At 63.9% G+C, this 16,037-nt stretch carries 15 protein-coding genes and 2 tRNA genes; 8 read left to right on the forward strand and 9 right to left on the reverse strand.

The window, feature by feature from the left end; all coding sequences use genetic code 11:
• Positions 1-271: 271 nt before the first annotated feature.
• Positions 272-356 (reverse strand) — tRNA-Leu (locus tag ACFDR9_RS14280).
• A gap of 257 nt (positions 357-613) precedes the next feature.
• Positions 614-698: transfer RNA gene (locus tag ACFDR9_RS14285), tRNA-Leu, on the reverse strand.
• Between the two features lie 323 nt (positions 699-1,021).
• Here ACFDR9_RS14285 and rnr point away from each other — a divergent pair.
• The 4 genes from rnr (at position 1,022) to ACFDR9_RS14305 (ending at position 5,866) form a co-directional block, all read left to right on the forward strand.
• Complete coding sequence (gene rnr, locus ACFDR9_RS14290) at positions 1,022-3,502, forward strand: ribonuclease R (protein WP_327076005.1); 2,481 nt, start codon at positions 1,022-1,024, stop codon at positions 3,500-3,502.
• A gap of 3 nt (positions 3,503-3,505) precedes the next feature.
• Complete coding sequence (rlmB, locus tag ACFDR9_RS14295) at positions 3,506-4,252, forward strand: 23S rRNA (guanosine(2251)-2'-O)-methyltransferase RlmB (RefSeq protein WP_327076004.1); 747 nt, start codon at positions 3,506-3,508, stop codon at positions 4,250-4,252.
• Positions 4,253-4,413: 161 nt separating this feature from the next.
• The gene (gene cysE, locus ACFDR9_RS14300; RefSeq protein ID WP_017876204.1) at positions 4,414-5,157 is read left to right on the forward strand and encodes a serine O-acetyltransferase; all 744 of its coding nucleotides are present in this window, start codon (positions 4,414-4,416) and stop codon (positions 5,155-5,157) included.
• Between the two features lie 10 nt (positions 5,158-5,167).
• Complete coding sequence (locus ACFDR9_RS14305) at positions 5,168-5,866, forward strand: YceH family protein (RefSeq protein WP_026132761.1); 699 nt, start codon at positions 5,168-5,170, stop codon at positions 5,864-5,866.
• A 60-nt stretch (positions 5,867-5,926) separates the two neighbouring features.
• On the opposite strand, the gene ACFDR9_RS14310 is transcribed toward ACFDR9_RS14305, so the two are convergent.
• The 7 genes from ACFDR9_RS14310 to ACFDR9_RS14340 form a co-directional block, all read right to left on the reverse strand.
• Complete coding sequence (locus tag ACFDR9_RS14310) at positions 5,927-6,385, reverse strand: DUF421 domain-containing protein (protein ID WP_017876202.1); 459 nt, start codon at positions 6,383-6,385, stop codon at positions 5,927-5,929.
• Positions 6,386-6,539: 154 nt separating this feature from the next.
• Positions 6,540-7,520 carry a hypothetical protein gene (locus ACFDR9_RS14315; protein ID WP_327076003.1) on the reverse strand — a complete coding sequence of 327 codons (981 nt, stop codon included), beginning with the start codon at positions 7,518-7,520 and terminating at the stop codon, positions 6,540-6,542.
• On the reverse strand, positions 7,517-8,398 hold the full coding sequence (locus ACFDR9_RS14320) for an ABC transporter ATP-binding protein (RefSeq protein ID WP_327076002.1): 882 nt from the start codon (positions 8,396-8,398) through the stop codon (positions 7,517-7,519). Before ACFDR9_RS14320 ends, ACFDR9_RS14315 begins: the two co-directional genes overlap by 4 nt.
• A complete protein-coding gene (locus ACFDR9_RS14325) occupies positions 8,395-8,763 on the reverse strand; it encodes a GntR family transcriptional regulator (protein WP_327076001.1) in 369 nt (122 codons plus the stop codon). Before ACFDR9_RS14325 ends, ACFDR9_RS14320 begins: the two co-directional genes overlap by 4 nt.
• A gap of 294 nt (positions 8,764-9,057) precedes the next feature.
• Entirely contained in the window at positions 9,058-9,816 is a 759-nt protein-coding gene (locus ACFDR9_RS14330) for a UDP-2,3-diacylglucosamine diphosphatase (RefSeq protein ID WP_327076006.1), read from the reverse strand.
• Between the two features lie 52 nt (positions 9,817-9,868).
• Positions 9,869-10,360, reverse strand: coding sequence for a peptidylprolyl isomerase (locus ACFDR9_RS14335; protein ID WP_017876197.1), 492 nt, complete (start codon positions 10,358-10,360; stop codon positions 9,869-9,871).
• Positions 10,361-10,453: 93 nt separating this feature from the next.
• Complete coding sequence (locus ACFDR9_RS14340) at positions 10,454-11,071, reverse strand: peptidylprolyl isomerase (RefSeq protein ID WP_017876196.1); 618 nt, start codon at positions 11,069-11,071, stop codon at positions 10,454-10,456.
• Between the two features lie 265 nt (positions 11,072-11,336).
• Between ACFDR9_RS14340 and cysS the strand changes: the two genes are divergently transcribed.
• From cysS to tilS, 4 genes are all read left to right on the forward strand, one after another.
• Positions 11,337-12,728, forward strand: a complete 1,392-nt coding sequence (cysS, locus tag ACFDR9_RS14345) for a cysteine--tRNA ligase (protein WP_409031423.1) — start codon at positions 11,337-11,339, stop codon at positions 12,726-12,728.
• Entirely contained in the window at positions 12,725-13,384 is a 660-nt protein-coding gene (locus tag ACFDR9_RS14350) for a DNA-3-methyladenine glycosylase (RefSeq protein ID WP_017876194.1), read from the forward strand. Before cysS ends, ACFDR9_RS14350 begins: the two co-directional genes overlap by 4 nt.
• Positions 13,385-13,439: 55 nt before the next feature.
• Positions 13,440-14,414 (forward strand): acetyl-CoA carboxylase carboxyltransferase subunit alpha, encoded by a 975-nt coding sequence (locus tag ACFDR9_RS14355; RefSeq protein WP_017876193.1) that lies wholly within the window; start codon positions 13,440-13,442, stop codon positions 14,412-14,414.
• 100 nt (positions 14,415-14,514) lie between these two features.
• Positions 14,515-15,930, forward strand: a complete 1,416-nt coding sequence (tilS, locus tag ACFDR9_RS14360) for a tRNA lysidine(34) synthetase TilS (protein WP_409031424.1) — start codon at positions 14,515-14,517, stop codon at positions 15,928-15,930.
• Positions 15,931-16,037 lie beyond the last annotated feature (107 nt).

Below are 16,037 nucleotides of genomic sequence, written 5' to 3' on the forward strand. Positions count from 1 at the left end.
CTGAACCATGCGCGTCTACCAATTCCGCCACGTGGGCACTGTTACTGCTTACTGCCGCGCTGCGTGTTCTGCAGCGACGGACAGAATCATAAGGGCTGGGGGCAGTTTGGTCAACGGCAATTTGTGCTTTTGTGCAAGAAAGTTGTGCGTCGCGCGCCAGTGCCAAGAAGCGGCCGCCGTGGCGTTGGCGCCGGGAAAAATCGCGCCGCAATGAAAAACGCCGCAAACTCGTGAAAGTTTGCGGCGTTCTCTTTGCTGCTTATCCGGTAGATGGTGCCCACGGAGGGACTCGAACCCCCACACCTTACGGCACATGGACCTGAACCATGCGCGTCTACCAATTCCGCCACGTGGGCACTGTTACTGCTTACTGCCGCGCTGCGTGTTCTGCAGCGACGGACAGAATCATAAGGGCTGGAAGCCGATCCGACAAGGGTGATTTGCTTTTTTTGCCGGGAAAGATGCGATTTTCCCGCCAGCAGGGGAGGAAGGGTCGGAAACCACCGATTCCACATGTCGTGGCTCGGCGGCCGGGGAATCTGTCGGCGCAATGGAAAAACGCCGCAAAACTCGTGAAAGTTTGCGGCGTTCTCTTTACTGCGTATCCGGTAGGTGGTGCCCACGGAGGGACTCGAACCCCCACACCTTACGGCACATGGACCTGAACCATGCGCGTCTACCAATTCCGCCACGTGGGCACTGTTACTGCAACTTCTGCTATTATACGGTCTTGGAGAGTTTTGCGCCAGATGAACTTTCGTTCCATACTGCACATCCACTCTAGTACCGCTTTCCCGTCGCTGGCATTCTTTTTCAAGTTTGCCGCTGCGAGAGACCAAGATTATAGATGAATTCCGGCGGATGTCAAATGCCTGCCAAATCTTTTTAAAATACCCTCATGCGTTAGGTAAACCGCGCCGTCCTCCGGTACACTACGGGCTATCACCGTGTCAATATTGACGGTGATTTCATCGGCCGTTACCCCGTTTGATCACTGTCAATAATAACTATAGAAATACTTTTGAGCCAAAATACCCACACCATCCCCAGCCGGGAGGAAATTCTCGGCATATTCCGCAGTGTTAATGCGCCGTTAGACCCGCAGGCACTTGCGCAGTCGCTGGAAGTGCACGCCGATTCCTTGGACGTGCTGGTTCGTCGCCTGAAGGCGATGGAACGCGACGGCCAATTGAAATCCGATCCCACCGGCGTGTTCGTGCTGGCCGACCAGGGCGGCTTCGTCGCCGGTCGCGTCAGCGCGCACCGCGACGGTTTCGGTTTCGTCATCCCCGATGACGCCAGCGCCGACCTGTTCCTGTCCGAAAAGGAAATGCAGAAAGTGCTGCACGGCGACAAGGTCATGGCGCGCGTCACCGGCACCGACCGCCGCGGCCGCCCCGAGGGCACCATCGTCGAAGTCGTCAGCCGCGCCAACAGCCATGTCATCGGCCGCCTGCTGAACGACAACGGCGTCTGGGTCGTCGCACCGGAAGACAAGCGCATCGGCCAGGACATCCGCGTCGAGGGTTCGCCCGGCAAGGCCAAGGCCGGCCAGATCGTCAGCGTCGAGCTGACCGAGCAGCCGTCCCGCTTCAAGCAGCCGGTCGGGCGCATCGTTGAAGTGCTGGGCGCGCTCGACGACCCCGGTATGGAAATCGAAATCGCCGTGCGCAAGTTCGGCGTGCCGCACATCTTCTCGAGCGCCGCGCTGAAGCAGGCCGCCAAGCTGCCGAGCCAGGTGCGCGACGAGGACATCGACCTGGGCTCGCGCGTCGACTTGCGCGACGTGCCGATGGTCACCATCGACGGCGAAGACGCCCGCGACTTCGACGACGCCGTGTATTGCGAGCCGGTCAAGGTCGGCCGCAGCAACTGCTTCCGCCTGATCGTCGCCATCGCCGACGTCAGCCATTACGTCAAGCCGAACGACGCGCTCGACGTCGACGCGATCGAACGCAGCACCTCGGTGTATTTCCCGCGCCGCGTGATTCCGATGCTGCCGGAAAAACTGTCGAACGGCCTGTGCTCGCTGAACCCGGCGGTCGACCGTCTGACGCTGGTGTGCGACGCCGTCGTCACCGACAAGGGCGACATCAAGGCCTACCAGTTCTACCCGGCCGTGATCCACTCGGCCGCGCGCCTGACGTACACGGAAGTGGCCGAAATCCTCGGCAACACCAACGGTCCCGAAGCGGAAAACCGCGCCGACATCGTGCCGCACCTGCAGAACCTGAACGACGTCTACCGCGCCCTGTTGAAGGCGCGCAGCGTCCGCGGCGCGATTGATTTCGAGACCACCGAAACCTATATCGTTTGCAACAGCGCCGGCAAGATCGAAAAAATCATTCCGCGCACCCGCAACGAAGCGCACAAGATCATTGAAGAGTGCATGCTGGCGGCCAACGTCTGCGCCGCCGATTTGCTGCTGCGCCACAAGCATCCGGGCACCTACCGCATCCACGCCAGCCCGACGAAAGAAAAGCTGACCCAGGTGCGCACCTTCCTCAAGCAGGTCGGCCTGACCCTGACCGGCGGCGACACGCCGGCCGCGTCGGACTACGCCACGCTGATGAAGCAGGTCAAGGAACGTCCGGACGCGGCGCTGCTGCAAACCATGCTGCTGCGCTCGATGCAGCAAGCGGTCTACAGCCCGGACAACATCGGCCACTTCGGCCTGGCGTACGAGGCGTATGCCCACTTCACCAGCCCGATCCGCCGCTACCCCGACTTGCTGACGCACCGCGCCATCAAGGCGATCCTGCAAGGCAAGCGCTACGAGCCGAAGCTCGCCGACACCACCGTGCTCAACACCAACGTGTCGAACGCGACGCGCAAGCAGCAAGCCAAGGACAAGGCCGAGGGCAAGCAAAAGCAAGCCGCCGACCTGACCGTCTGGGACGCGCTGGGCGTGCATTGCTCGGCCAACGAGCGGCGCGCCGACGAAGCCTCGCGCGACGTCGAAGCCTGGCTGAAGTGCTACTTCATGCAGGACAAGCTGGGCGAGGAATTCACCGGCATGATTACCGGCGTGACCACCTTCGGCATCTTCGTCCAGCTCGACCAGTTGTTCGTCGAGGGCCTGGTGCATGTCACCGAACTAGGCACCGACTACTTCCAGTACGACGACGCGCGCCATGAACTGCGCGGCGAACGCACCGGCAAGCGCTACCAGCTGACCGACCGCGTCACCGTGCAAGTGGCGCGGGTCGACCTGGAAACGCGCAAGATCGACCTGCGCCTGGTGTCCGAACCGGGCACCGAGGAAGAAGAGGCGCCAGGCGACAAGGCCGGCAAAAAAGGCGGCCGCAACGCCAAGAGCATGGTGAAACCGGGTCCGACGACCCAGTCGCGCCATGAAATCAAGGCCAGCGACAGCGGACGCGGCGCCAACGCCAAGCCCGCCGCCAAGCGTTCCAGGGCCAGCGCCGCGGCGCCAGCCCCGGCTCCGGCCGCGCCACGTACAGCAAAAACTGTTTCAAAATCCAGCAAGAAGAAGCGATAACAAATGAAGAATAAAATGATTTTCGGGTTCCACGCCGTGACCTCGCGTCTGCGGCATGAGGCCTCGTCGGTGGAAGAGATTTTTGTCGATGCGAGCCGGGTTGACCGGCGCATGCAAGACATGGTCGCCGCCGCCAAGGCCGCCGGCGTGCGCGTCATGCCGGTGGACTCTTCCCGCCTCGACAAAATTGTCGGCACCCGCCGCCACCAGGGCGTGATCGCCTTCGCCTCCGAACTGGCGCTGGCGCGCAACCTCGACGAGCTGCTCGACGCCATCGACGGCCCGCCGCTGCTGCTGGTACTCGACGGCATCACCGATCCGCACAACCTGGGCGCCTGCCTGCGCGTGGCCGACGGCGTCGGCGCGCACGCGGTCATCGTGCCGAAGGACCGCGCGGTCGGCTTGAACGCCACCGCCGCCAAGGTCGCCAGCGGCGCCGCCGAGACCGTTCCGTACATCACGGTGACGAACCTGGCGCGCACCATGCGCGAACTGAAAGAGCGCGACATTTGGCTCATCGGCATGTCCGACGACGGCGACAAGGGCCTGTATGAAGGCGACTTCAGCGGCCCGACCGCCCTGGTTATGGGCTCGGAAGGCGAGGGCATGCGCCGCCTGACCCGCGACACCTGCGACATGCTGGTCAGCATTCCGATGTTCGGTTCGGTCGAAAGCCTGAACGTGTCGGTCGCCGCCGGCGTCTGTTTGTACGAAGCGCGCCGCCAGCGCCTGGCCAAGGAAGCCGCCTAACCGCGTTTTCAGGCAGGGCGCCGGAGACGGCAAAAAAACCAATGGCAAAGAGCCGGGGTCTGACCCCGGCCTCACGCCCTTGGTTTTTTTTACGTCCCCCAACCCTGCAAGCCCCGGCTGAATAAGCTACCATCAGCGTCCCAACCCCCACCTCAAGCCCTATGTTCCACAACCTGCGTGAAGACATCAACAGCATCATCGAACGTGATCCCGCCGCCCGCAACGCCTGGGAGGTGCTGACCTGTTATCCGGGCCTGCAGGCGATCGTGATGCACCGCTGGGCGCGCTGGTGCTGGACCCGCCGCATGAAATGGGGCGGCCGTTTTATTTCCTACCTGGCGCGCATCGTCACCGGCATTGAAATCCACCCCGGCGCGAGCATCGGCCGGCGCGTCTTCATCGACCACGGCTTCGGCGTCGTCATCGGCGAGACCGCCGTGGTCGGCGACGACTGCACCATCTACCAGGGCGTGACGCTGGGCGGCACCTCGCTGCACACCGGCACCAAGCGCCACCCGACGCTGGAACGCGGCGTCATCGTCGGCGCCGGCGCCAAGGTGCTGGGCGGCTTCACGGTCGGCGAATACGGCAAGGTCGGCTCCAACGCCGTGCTGTTGAAGCCGGTGCCGCCCGGCGCGACCGCGGTCGGCAACCCGGCCCACATCGTGCAAAAAGACGCCGCGCGCGAGGGCGCCAGCGCGCACCTGTTCTCGGCCTACGGCGTGACGCCGAACGGCGACGACCCGCTGTCGAAGGCGCTGCACGGCTTGATCAACCACGCCGTCACGCAAGAACAGCAGATCGAACGCATCGTCGCCACGCTGAAGGCGGCCGGGATAGCCTGTCAGTCGCTGCAAGAGTGTGATAAATTCGACTCGGTGCAATTGAACAAGTTAGTCGACTAAGGAAGCGCACATGAATATTGAATTAACGGCGGGAGAAAAAGGGTCCGACAACGCGGCGTTGCTCGACGCGTTTGAAATCCGCGTGTTGGCCGTGCTGGCCGAAAAAGAAGCGCTGACGCCGGATAACTATCCGCTGTCGCTGAACGCCATCACCAACGGCTGCAACCAGCTGTCGAGCCGCGACCCGGTCATGGCCTTATCCGAGGAAACCGTCTACGACGTGCTGCAACGCCTGATGCAGCGCAAGTTCGTCAACGGCATTACCCAGGCCGGCGCCCGCACCACCAAGTACGAACACCGCATGCGCATCAAATGGTCGCTGGAGCAGGAAAAGCTGGCGATCCTGACGATCCTGATGCTGCGCGGGTTGCAAACGGCCGGCGAAATCCGCACCCGCAGCGGCCGTTTGCACGAGTTCAAATCGGTCGCCGACGTCGAACTCGGCCTGCAATTCCTGATCGATAAATACCCGCCGCTGGTGGCGCGGCTGGATCGCGCGCCCGGCACCAAGGAGCCGCGCTACGGCCAGTTGCTGTCGGGCGAGGAAGCGCTGGCGCGGCAGGAAACGGCGTCCGGCTTCGCCGGCAGCGTGTCGGCGCCGCAGCAGGGCAGCCGGGTGGCCCAGCTGGAAGAGGAGGTGCAGCGTCTGCGCCTGGACTTCGACGGCCTGGCCGCGCAATTCGAGGCGTTCAAGCGGCAGTTCGAATAGCCCGGAGACCGGGGCGCGGCAACGCGCCCCGGCCGTCGCCGCGTCGCGCGCGGGTATGGCTCACGACTTCAATACGGTAATGTTGCCGTCCGCTTCCAAAAATAGACATTTCATTTCTTCCAGCGAGCAATCATTTTCCCGCAGCGCTTCCTCCACGTCCCCCTTGGAGATACGGCACTTCTTCACCACGTCGTCGAATATCTTGCCGTCGCGGCCCAGTAAGGTCGCCGTCCCTTCTATCAGGTCGGAGATCTTGCGGTTGCGCGAGGTGGCGAAGGCAATGCCGACATTGAGCGATATCAAGGTTGCCGCGACGATCAAGCCGCCGGGCACCGACTGGTCGCCCCCGGAGAGCGAATTCGACACCGACTCGCTCAGCAGCATTACCACCAGCAAATCGAACGGCGTGAACTGGCCCACGGTGCGCTTGCCGGACACCCGCACCAACACCAGCAGCACGCAATATATGATCGTGCCGCGCAGAATGAATTCCCACCAGGGAAGATCCATCTCAAACATGTTTTGTCCTTCGAAGTAATGATAATCAACTCTTATACGGTGGCGCCGGAAAACGCGCCGCACAGTTGCCGTGTCGGCTGCCTATTTGTGGAAGACGCCAATGCAAAACGCCCCGGCGGGCAGGGCGTTTTGTTCGCTGCGTCAAACTACCGGCTTAGCATTCCGCGCGCGACTGGCGCAGCTTGATGGCGGCGTAGATCATCGCCGCGCCGGCGGCGGCGCCGATCCACACGCTGACGCCGCCCAGCGTGGCCCAGGAGTAACTGAGCAGGTCGGCCGACGTGAGCGCGTTGGCGCCCGACTCCGACATCGCCTGGCGCTGCGTCCGGTCGAACAGGAACCAGTAGCCCGGCACCACGCCGAGCAGGAGGCGGCCGATGACGTCTTCCATGAACCACTCGGTGTTCAGCATCAGGTTGAAGCTCTTGTTGGCCCAGACCGCCAGCAGCACCGTCAGCGCCGGCAGGCCCAGCGCCCACAGCAGCACCTTCGAGCGCGCCCAGGCCGACACCATCAACAGCCAGCCCACCGTCGGCAGCGCCCACAGCGCGTACACCGGCAGCAGCGCGGCGATGCGCAGCGGCGTCAGATACAAATCCGGCGTCGCCAGCAGTTGCCCGAAGACGTTGACGCCGTTGGCCGCCAGCAGCGCGCACAGCATCATCAGCAGTAGTAGCGAAGTCAGCGTGCCGACCGCGACGACGATGGCGGGGGCGACGGCCAGCGCCATGCCGGCCTTCGACAGCACCGTCATCGCGTCCGACACCGGCAGCGATTTCCAGAACAGCAGGCTGCGGTCGCGCCGTTCGTCGTAGAGCGCGCCGAGGCAGTAGAAAAACACCAGCGCGCCCAGCGTCAGGAAGAGCGGCGACGCGGCGGTCATGTAGGTGTTGGCCATCAGCCTGGCGGTCTGGCTCAGGTCCCTGTTGCCGAGGGCGTCGCCGACGACGTGGCTGACGGAGCCGCTGCTGCCGTTCACCGTCAGCGTCGCGTGCAGGCCGTCGCCGGTCAGCGCGAACAGCAGCATGGTCGCGGCGAGCAGCGCCATGACGGCGCCTTCCACCACCGGGGTCCAGAACAGCATGCCCTTGTGCTCCCACATTTCGCGCTTGACCAGCCATTGCATGGTTTTCATTCGTACGTTCCTTTCATGGTTGCGACAAACAGATCGGCGACGCTGGGCGTGCGGATCTCGCCGAAGACGGCCAGCTGTTCGCGGCTGGCGCCGTCGAACAGCATCACCGACTTGCCGAACACGGTGCGCTGGCTCAGCGGTTGCAAGGCGCTGGCGGCGCCGGTGTATTGCGGCTCGACCATGACTTCGGTGTAGCGCTCGCCGACTTCGTCCATCGACGCCGACAGCGTGATCTTGCCGTCGCGGATGAACATCAGGTCGGTCAGGATGTGCTCGACCTCCTCGATCTGGTGGGTCGTGATGAGGATGGTTTTGTCCTCGTCGAAATAGTCCTCCAGCAGGTTTTGGTAGAACTGCTTGCGGTACAGGATGTCCAGGCCCAGCGTCGGCTCGTCGAGCACCAGCAGCCTGGCGTCGATCGCCATCACCAGCGCCAGGTGCAGTTGCACCACCATGCCCTTGGACATGGCCTTGACCTTCATCTTCGGCGACAGCTTGGTGTGCGCCAGGTAGCGCTCGGCCTTGCTGCGGTCGAAGCGCGGGTGCACGCCGGCGACGAAGTCGATGGCCTCGCCGACGCGCAACCACTGCGGCAGGATGGCCACGTCGGCGATGAAACAGACGTCCGCCATCAACTTGTCGCGGCTGGCGCGCGGGTCCAGGCCGAGCACCGTCAATTCGCCCTCGAACGAGGTCAGGCCGAGGATGGCCTTGAGGGTGGTGGTCTTGCCGGAGCCGTTCGGGCCGATCAGGCCGACGACGCGCCCGGGCGCGATGTCGAAGCTGACGTTGTCGAGCGCCGCCTGCTTGCCGTAGCGCTTGCTCAAGCCCCGGGCGCGGATGACGGGGCCGGTGCTTGGCTCGATGGCGGCGCTCATAACCGGCCTCCCGGCTGGGCGGCGCGCAGCAACTGGTCGACGTCGAGGCCGAGGCGGCGGATGCGTTCGAGCATGGCCGGCCACTCTTCGCGGATGAAACGGTCGCGCTCGCTGGCCAGCAGTTTGTCGCGGGCTCCCTCTGTTACATACATACCTAGTCCCCTTCGTTTTTCCACCAGCACCTCGTCGACCAGCTCCTGGTAGGCGCGCGAGACGGTGATGGGATTGAGTTGATAGTCGGCCGCGACCTGGCGCACCGACGGAAGCGCGTCGCCGGGCTTGAGCAGGCCGTCGAGCAGCATGCCGATGACGCGCTCCTTGAGCTGGCGGTAGATCGGGGCGTTGTCGTTCCAGCCGATGCTCATCGTAGTGACTCCCTGCGCGGCGGGAGCGGCGCGGATCTGGGTGCGGGCATGGCGCCTCCTGGTTGGTGATCTGATGAAGTGGTGTTGTAGTGAACTATAACACTAAATTTAAACTTGTCAACCAAGCTATTGAATCAGGCAAGATGAAAGGGTGCGCTTGTTAACCAAAGGCCTAACCGTGGGGTCGGACTGTGGCGGCCCGGGTCGATTTCTTGGTGTGCCGGCCCGCCAAGTCGAAACGGTTTCCGTCGGGTTAGCCCGCAGGCCATAACCCGACTGGCGTGGGAACTACGCTCAGCCGAGGATGGCGCCGTCGAGGCCGTGCCGTGTAACGTTGCCGTCGGCGTCGACGGCGATCCAGCCGCCGCGCGGCCCGTCGACGTCGCACTCCCAGTCCGGCAGCACGTAGCGGCGCGTGGCGCCGGCGACGTGCAGGGCGGGGCGGTGGGTGTGGCCGTGGATCATCACGCTGGTGCCGGTCCGCGCGAACACGTCGGCAACCGCCTGCGGCGTCACGTCCATGATCTCGTACGACTTGCCGCCCTGTTGTTCGCGGCTGTTCTGGCGCAGGCCGGCGATGATGGCCTGGCGCTGCGCCAGCGGCATCGCTAGGAATTGCGCCTGCCACGCCGGCTGGCGCACCATGGCGCGAAACTCCATGTAGCCGACGTCGTCGGTGCATTCGGCGTCGCCGTGCAGCAGCGCGATGCGCTGGCCGCCGATGCTGGCCACGTGCGGCTCGGCCAGCAAGGTGGCGCCGGTCGCCGCGGCGAAGCCGGGGCCGACCAGGAAGTCGCGGTTGCCGGCGATCCAATACAGGGCCACGCCGGCGTCGCTGACGCGCCGCAGCGCCGCCGTCACTTGCTGGTGGAAGGGGGCGGCCAGGTCGTCGTCGCCGGCCCAGTATTCGAACAGGTCGCCGAGTACATATAATTCTTGTGCAGCCGTCGCGCGCCGTTCGAGGAAGTCGAAAAACGCCGCGCTGGTGCGCGGGTGCGAAGGCTGCAGGTGCAGATCTGAAATAAACAGCGCGCGTGGGCGCGCGTCAGGCATTGTCATCGCGCAGCGCCGATGCAAGCTCGATCGCAATACCTGACCATGCCGATTACGCCGCTTCTACTTTTTCAATGATCACGTCGGTGACCGGCACGTCGGCGAACATGCCGGCGCGCGAGGTTTTGACGGCGCGGATCGCGTCGACGACGTCTTTGCCTTCGGTGACTTTGCCGAACACGGCGTAGCCCCAGCCGTCCTGGCCAGGGTAGTCGAGGAAGCTGTTGTTCTTGATGTTGATGAAGAACTGCGCCGACGCCGAGTGCGGGTCCGAGGTGCGCGCCATGGCCAGCGTGTAGGTGTCGTTTTTCAGGCCGTTCTTGGCTTCGTTTTCCACCGTGGTGTCGGCCGCTTTTTGTTTCATGCCTGGTTCAAAGCCGCCGCCCTGGATCATGAAACCGTCGATGACGCGGTGGAAAATGGTGTTGTCGTAGTGACCCGCGGCCATGTAGGCGAGGAAGTTGGCAACCGTTTTCGGCGCTTTTTCGGCGTCCAGTTCGGCGGTGATTTTACCCAGGTTGGTGGTGATGATTACAGCGGTCATGATAAGTCCTAGTGTTCAGGGTTGCAGGGTGGGATAGACTGGCGGCGCCGGCCGATACGGCCTGGGGCCGGACCGGCCGGCGCGGCCAAAGCGTTATTTTACAGTTTTGTGCGCCGCGCCACCGAGTAAAGTGGCCGATTCGATCACGATCGGCGTCACCGGTACGTTTTGGAAGGGGCCGGAATCGGCGACCGGGACGGCCTTGATCTTGTCGACCACGTCCATGCCGCTGATGACCTTGCCGAATACGGTGTAGCCGAAGCCGTCGCGGCCCGGGTAGTCGAGCGGCGTGTTGTCGCTGACGTTAATGAAAAACTGCGAGGTGGCCGAGTGCGGGTCGCCGGTGCGCGCCATGGCGATGGTGTACGGCAGGTTTTTCAGGCCGTTCTTGGCTTCGTTCTCAACCGGCTTGTTGGTGGGTTTTTGCACCATGGTCTTGCTGAAGCCGCCGCCCTGGACCATGAAGCCGTCGATGACGCGGTGGAAAATAGTGCCCTTGTAGAAGCCGCTCTTCACATACTGTAAAAAGTTGTCGACGCTTTTAGGCGCTTTTTCCTGGTCCAGTTCGACGACGATGACGCCCAGGTTGGTTTTCAGCGATACCTGCGGCGCGGCGCCGGCCGCCAGCACCACGCTGCTGAGGGTCAGGCCGGCGAACAGGGCCATGAATTTGGCCAGAAATGGCAGCTTGTTGAGTGTCTTTTCTTGCATTATTGCTTCCTTGGCGTCGGGGTGGTTGAAATTGTAATGATGTGGAAATTCGGTTGTCGCGTGTAAAAACCTAACTCATATCAGGCCAGTATGGTTTTTATCAATGTTATACTTGACCCGGAAGCCCCATTCTAACAAAGAAGAACAACAATATAGAGGGCCTGGCGGTCTAGAGGCAGATGGAGGTTTTGGCGCGGCGCCCTGGTGTCCGCGCCTGCCCCCCGTTTTGCCCGGTTGCCATGCCCGCTACACTTGCAAGAGTACGATGAGCAATTTAAAGATTTACAACACGCTGGCGCGCGAGAAGCAGACATTCGTTCCCATGGAGGCCGGCAAAGTACGCATGTACGTGTGCGGCATGACCATCTACGACTATTGCCATATCGGCCATGCGCGCATGATGATGGCGTTCGACGTCATTTATCGTTGGCTCAAGGCTTCCGGTTACGACGTCACCTATGTGCGCAACATTACCGACATCGAGGACAAAATCATCCGCCGGGCGGTCGAGAACGGCGAAACGATTTCGCAGCTGACCACGCGCTTCACCCGGTACATGGACGAGGACACGGGCGCGCTCGGCATCTTGCCGGCCGACCACGTGCCGCGCGCGACCGCCTACGTGCCGCAGATGCTGAGCCTGATCGACAAGCTTGAAGAGCGCGGCTTGGCCTATCTGGCCGAGGACGGTGACGTCAACTACGCGGTGCGCAACTTCCCCAGCTACGGCAGGCTGTCGGGCAAGTCGCTTGACGACCTGCGCGCCGGCGAGCGCGTCGACGTCAACGTCGGCAAGCGCGACCCGCTCGACTTCGTGCTGTGGAAGGCGTCGAAGGAGTCCGAGCCGGAAGAGGTCAAGTGGGACTCGAAATGGGGCAAGGGCCGCCCGGGCTGGCACATCGAATGTTCGGCGATGGCCTGCGCGCTGCTCGGCGAGCAGTTCGACATCCACGGCGGCGGCGCCGACCTGCAGTTCCCGCACCACGAGAACGAGATCGCCCAGTCCGAGGGCGCGTTCGGCCATCCGATGGTCAACTACTGGATACACAACGGCTTCGTGCGCCTGGACAATGAAAAAATGTCCAAGTCGCTGGGCAATTTCTTCACGATCCGCGAAGTGCTGAAAAAATTCGACGCCGAGGTGATCCGTTTCTTCATCTTGCGCGCCCACTACCGCAGCCCGCTGAACTATTCCGACGTCCACCTGGACGACGCGCGCGTGGCGTTGACGCGCTTGTATACGGCGCTGGGCGAGGTGGCGGCCGAGCCGGGCGCGACCGACTGGAGCGAGGCCCACGCGGTGCGCTTCGCCGAGGCGATGGACGACGACTTCAACACGCCGGTGGCGATGGCCGTGCTGTTCGACCTGGTTACCGAGGTCAACCGCACCAAGTCGGCCGCGCTGGCGCGCCAGTTAAAAAGCCTGGCCGGCGTGCTGGGCCTGCTCGAACGGGCGCCGCGGCAATTCCTACAGGGCGCCGTCGGCGACGCCGAGCAGACCGGCGAAGCGGCCGTGCTGCAAGCCATCGGCGCGCGCGCCGACGCCAAGAAGGCGCGCGACTTCGCCCTGTCGGACAAGATCCGCGCCGAATTGCTGGCCGCCGGGATCGTGCTGGAAGACAAGCCGGACGGATCGACCAACTGGCGCCGCGCATGACGACCCCGGCCAAGGACGGCGCGGACGTCGCGGTGGTGGTGCAGGTGCCGCCGTATTGGGAAGAGGCGAAAGTCGAGCTGATGAAGCGCGACCGCATCATGAAAAAGCTGATCCCGCAATTCGGCGACCTGCACCTGGTCGGCCACGGCGACCCGTTTACGACCTTGGCGCGGTCTCTGGTGGGCCAGCAGATCACGCCCAAGGCGGCCGACGCCGCCTGGAAAAAGCTGCTGCTGGCGTGCCCGAAATGCACCCCGAGCCAGGTCTTGAAGGCCGGCGCGGAGCAACTGTCGGCCTGTGGCCTGTCCAAACGCAAGACCGAATACATCCTCGACCTGGCCGACCATTTCAAGGCCAAGCGGGTGCACGCGAACCAGTGGGACCAGATGGACGACGAAGCCGTCATTGCCGAACTGGTGCAAATTCGCGGCATTGGACGCTGGACAGCGGAGATGTTTTTGATATTTAATCTGCTCCGGCCCAACGTGCTGCCGCTCGACGACCCCGGTTTGATCCAGGGCATCAGCGTCAACTACTTTTCCGGCGAGCCGGTTTCGCGCAGCGACGCGCGCGAAGTCTCGGCCAACTGGGAGCCGTGGCGCACAGTCGCCACCTGGTACTTGTGGCGTAGCCTGGACCCGGTTCCGGTAGAATAATGAACAATGCGCCGCGCGGCACCGCCGCCGCGGCAGGCGATAATATGGAGGTACAATGACTAAAACAACTTTCCTGAACTTCGAACAACCGATCGCGGAACTCGATTCCAAGATTGAAGAGCTGCGTTTCGTGCAAGACGATTCGGCCGTCGACATCTCCGAAGAGATCGACCGCCTGGCCAAGAAGAGCCAGCAACTGACCAAGGACATCTACGCCAAGCTGACGCCGTGGCAAGTGGCGCAGATCGCGCGCCACCCGCAGCGCCCGTACACGATGGACTATGTGAACGAGATTTTCACCGACTTCCACGAACTGCACGGCGACCGCAGCTACGCCGACGACCTGTCGATCGTCGGCGGCCTGGCTCGCTTCAACGGCCAGCCCTGCATGGTCATCGGCCACCAGAAGGGGCGCGACACCAAGGAGCGCGCGCTGCGCAACTTCGGCATGCCGAAACCGGAAGGCTACCGCAAGGCGATGCGCCTGATGAAGGTGGCGGAGAAATTCAACCTGCCGATCTTCACCTTCGTCGACACCCCGGGCGCGTTTCCCGGCATCGACGCCGAAGAGCGCGGCCAGTCCGAGGCCATCGGCCACAACCTGTACGTGATGGCCGAACTCAAAGTGCCGCTGATCGCCACCATCATCGGCGAAGGCGGCTCCGGCGGCGCGCTGGCCATTGCCGTCGGCGACGCCGTGCTGATGCTGCAATACGCGACCTACGCGGTGATCTCGCCGGAAGGCTGCGCCTCGATCCTGTGGAAGACCGCCGAGCGCGCCTCCGACGCGGCCGAAGCGCTGGGCCTGACCGCGCACCGCCTGAAGGCGATGGGCCTGATCGACAAGATCGTCAACGAACCGCTGGGCGGCGCCCACCGCGATCCGAAACAGATGGCGACCTTGCTGAAACGCGCGCTGGCGGACTCGCTGCGCCAGTTCCACGGCATCAAAACCAAAGACCTGCTGGTGGCGCGCCACGAAAAATTGATGAGCTACGGCAAATTCAAGGAAACCACCCCGACGGAATAAGCGTCGGCGGCCCGCAAAAATAGTCAATTACAGCAGGGGACGGAAGCCCGTTTTGCAACGCAAAATGGCTTCCGTCCCCGCTTTCGTTCTGGAGCAAGACGTGAAAAAGCAACAAGCCGGCAGCCTGCCGGACACCTTCGAACGCGCGCTGGCGGCCTGCCAGCAACGCGCCGGCGCGCAAGCACCGGTCGCGCGCATGGCGATCGCCCTCAGCGGCGGGCTCGACTCGTCGGCGCTGCTGCACCTGGCGCACGACTACGCCCGGCGCCACCAGATCGCGCTGCACGCCTTCCACATCCACCACGGCATCAGCGCCAACGCCGACGCCTGGCTGGAGCACTGCGCGGGGGCCTGCGCCGCCCTGGGCGTGGCCTTCGAGGCGCGCCGCGTCACGCTGGAGCGCAGCGCCAAGACCGGCACCGAGGAAGCCGCCCGCAACAGCCGCTACGCCGCCCTGGGCGCGCTGAGCCGCGAGCACGGCGTGACCCTGCTGCTGACCGCCCACCACCAGGACGACCAGGCCGAAACGGTACTGCTGCAACTGCTGCGCGGCTCCGGCACGGCCGGCATGTCCGGCATGGACGCCGCCAACGCCGCGCCCGAGCTGCTGGGCAACCCGGAATTGGTGATGGCGCGTCCGCTGCTGCCGGCTTCGCGCAAGCAACTGGCCGCCTATGTCGCCGCCAACGACATCGGCTACGTCGACGACGAGTCGAACGACGACCGGCGCTTCGCCCGCAACGCGCTGCGCCATCAGGTGATGCCGGCGCTGGCGCAAGCCTTCCCCGGCTTCCAGGAGCGCTTCGCCCGCAGCGCCCAGCACGCCCAGTCGGCGCAGCGCCTGCTGGTGGAACTGGCCACCCAAGACCTGGCGTCGTGCCTGGACGGCGACTGCCTCGACATCGGCAAGCTGCGCCTGCTCAGCCTGGACCGCTGCTACAACCTGCTGCGCCACTGGTTCGGCACGCGCCAGCTGCGCATGCCGTCGACCGCGTGGCTGGCCGAAATGCTCAGCCAGTTGCTGGAGGCGCGCCCCGACGCGCAACCGCTGGTGACGCATCCGGATTGCCACGTGCGGCGCCACCGCGACCGCCTGTTCCTGACGCCCAAGCTGGCGGAACTGGACGGTACGCGCGACCCCGACGGCGACGACGACCATCTGCCGGGCCAGGCGTTCGTTTGGCGCGGCGAAGCGGAGCTGGCGTTCCCGGCCTACGGAGGCGTGTTGTATTTCGATCCGGCGGAGCAGGGCGTCGACGCCGACTGGCTGCGCGGGCAAGACCTGGTAATCGACTTCCGCAAGGGCGGCGAGCGCCTGAAGCGGGCGGCCAACCGGCCCACCCGGACCTTGAAATACCACTACCAGGCGTGCGACGTGCCAGCGTGGGAGCGCGCCCGCCTGCCCACCGTCAGCACGCCGGCGCAGCTGCTGTTCGCCGCCGGCATCGGCATGGATTGCCACCACCTGAGCCAGGCCGAGGCGCCGCGCATCAGCCTGCGCTGGCTCAGCCTGTAGGGGCGGGGCGCGCGCCGCACTGCGGCAAAACGATATTTCCTTATGCCGATTCGGTATGAGGTTATGATTATTTTGACTTGTTATTTTGCAGTGCGGCATGTAGAGTA

This window comes from Janthinobacterium sp. CG_23.3 (assembly GCF_046115965.1).
In the GTDB taxonomy this organism is placed as follows: domain Bacteria; phylum Pseudomonadota; class Gammaproteobacteria; order Burkholderiales; family Burkholderiaceae_D; genus Janthinobacterium.

Coding starts and splice junctions, on each gene's coding strand:
- ACFDR9_RS14305 (WP_026132761.1), top strand. CDS start 5,168: ATGAATATTGAATTAACGGCGGGAGAAAAAGGGTCCGACAACGCGGCG.
- ACFDR9_RS14335 (WP_017876197.1), bottom strand. CDS start 10,360: ATGACCGCTGTAATCATCACCACCAACCTGGGTAAAATCACCGCCGAA.
- ACFDR9_RS14330 (WP_327076006.1), bottom strand. CDS start 9,816: ATGCCTGACGCGCGCCCACGCGCGCTGTTTATTTCAGATCTGCACCTG.
- ACFDR9_RS14320 (WP_327076002.1), bottom strand. CDS start 8,398: ATGAGCGCCGCCATCGAGCCAAGCACCGGCCCCGTCATCCGCGCCCGG.
- ACFDR9_RS14355 (WP_017876193.1), top strand. CDS start 13,440: ATGACTAAAACAACTTTCCTGAACTTCGAACAACCGATCGCGGAACTC.
- ACFDR9_RS14350 (WP_017876194.1), top strand. CDS start 12,725: ATGACGACCCCGGCCAAGGACGGCGCGGACGTCGCGGTGGTGGTGCAG.
- ACFDR9_RS14310 (WP_017876202.1), bottom strand. CDS start 6,385: ATGTTTGAGATGGATCTTCCCTGGTGGGAATTCATTCTGCGCGGCACG.
- cysE (WP_017876204.1), top strand. CDS start 4,414: ATGTTCCACAACCTGCGTGAAGACATCAACAGCATCATCGAACGTGAT.
- ACFDR9_RS14315 (WP_327076003.1), bottom strand. CDS start 7,520: ATGAAAACCATGCAATGGCTGGTCAAGCGCGAAATGTGGGAGCACAAG.
- ACFDR9_RS14325 (WP_327076001.1), bottom strand. CDS start 8,763: ATGAGCATCGGCTGGAACGACAACGCCCCGATCTACCGCCAGCTCAAG.
- cysS (WP_409031423.1), top strand. CDS start 11,337: ATGAGCAATTTAAAGATTTACAACACGCTGGCGCGCGAGAAGCAGACA.
- rlmB (WP_327076004.1), top strand. CDS start 3,506: ATGAAGAATAAAATGATTTTCGGGTTCCACGCCGTGACCTCGCGTCTG.
- ACFDR9_RS14340 (WP_017876196.1), bottom strand. CDS start 11,071: ATGCAAGAAAAGACACTCAACAAGCTGCCATTTCTGGCCAAATTCATG.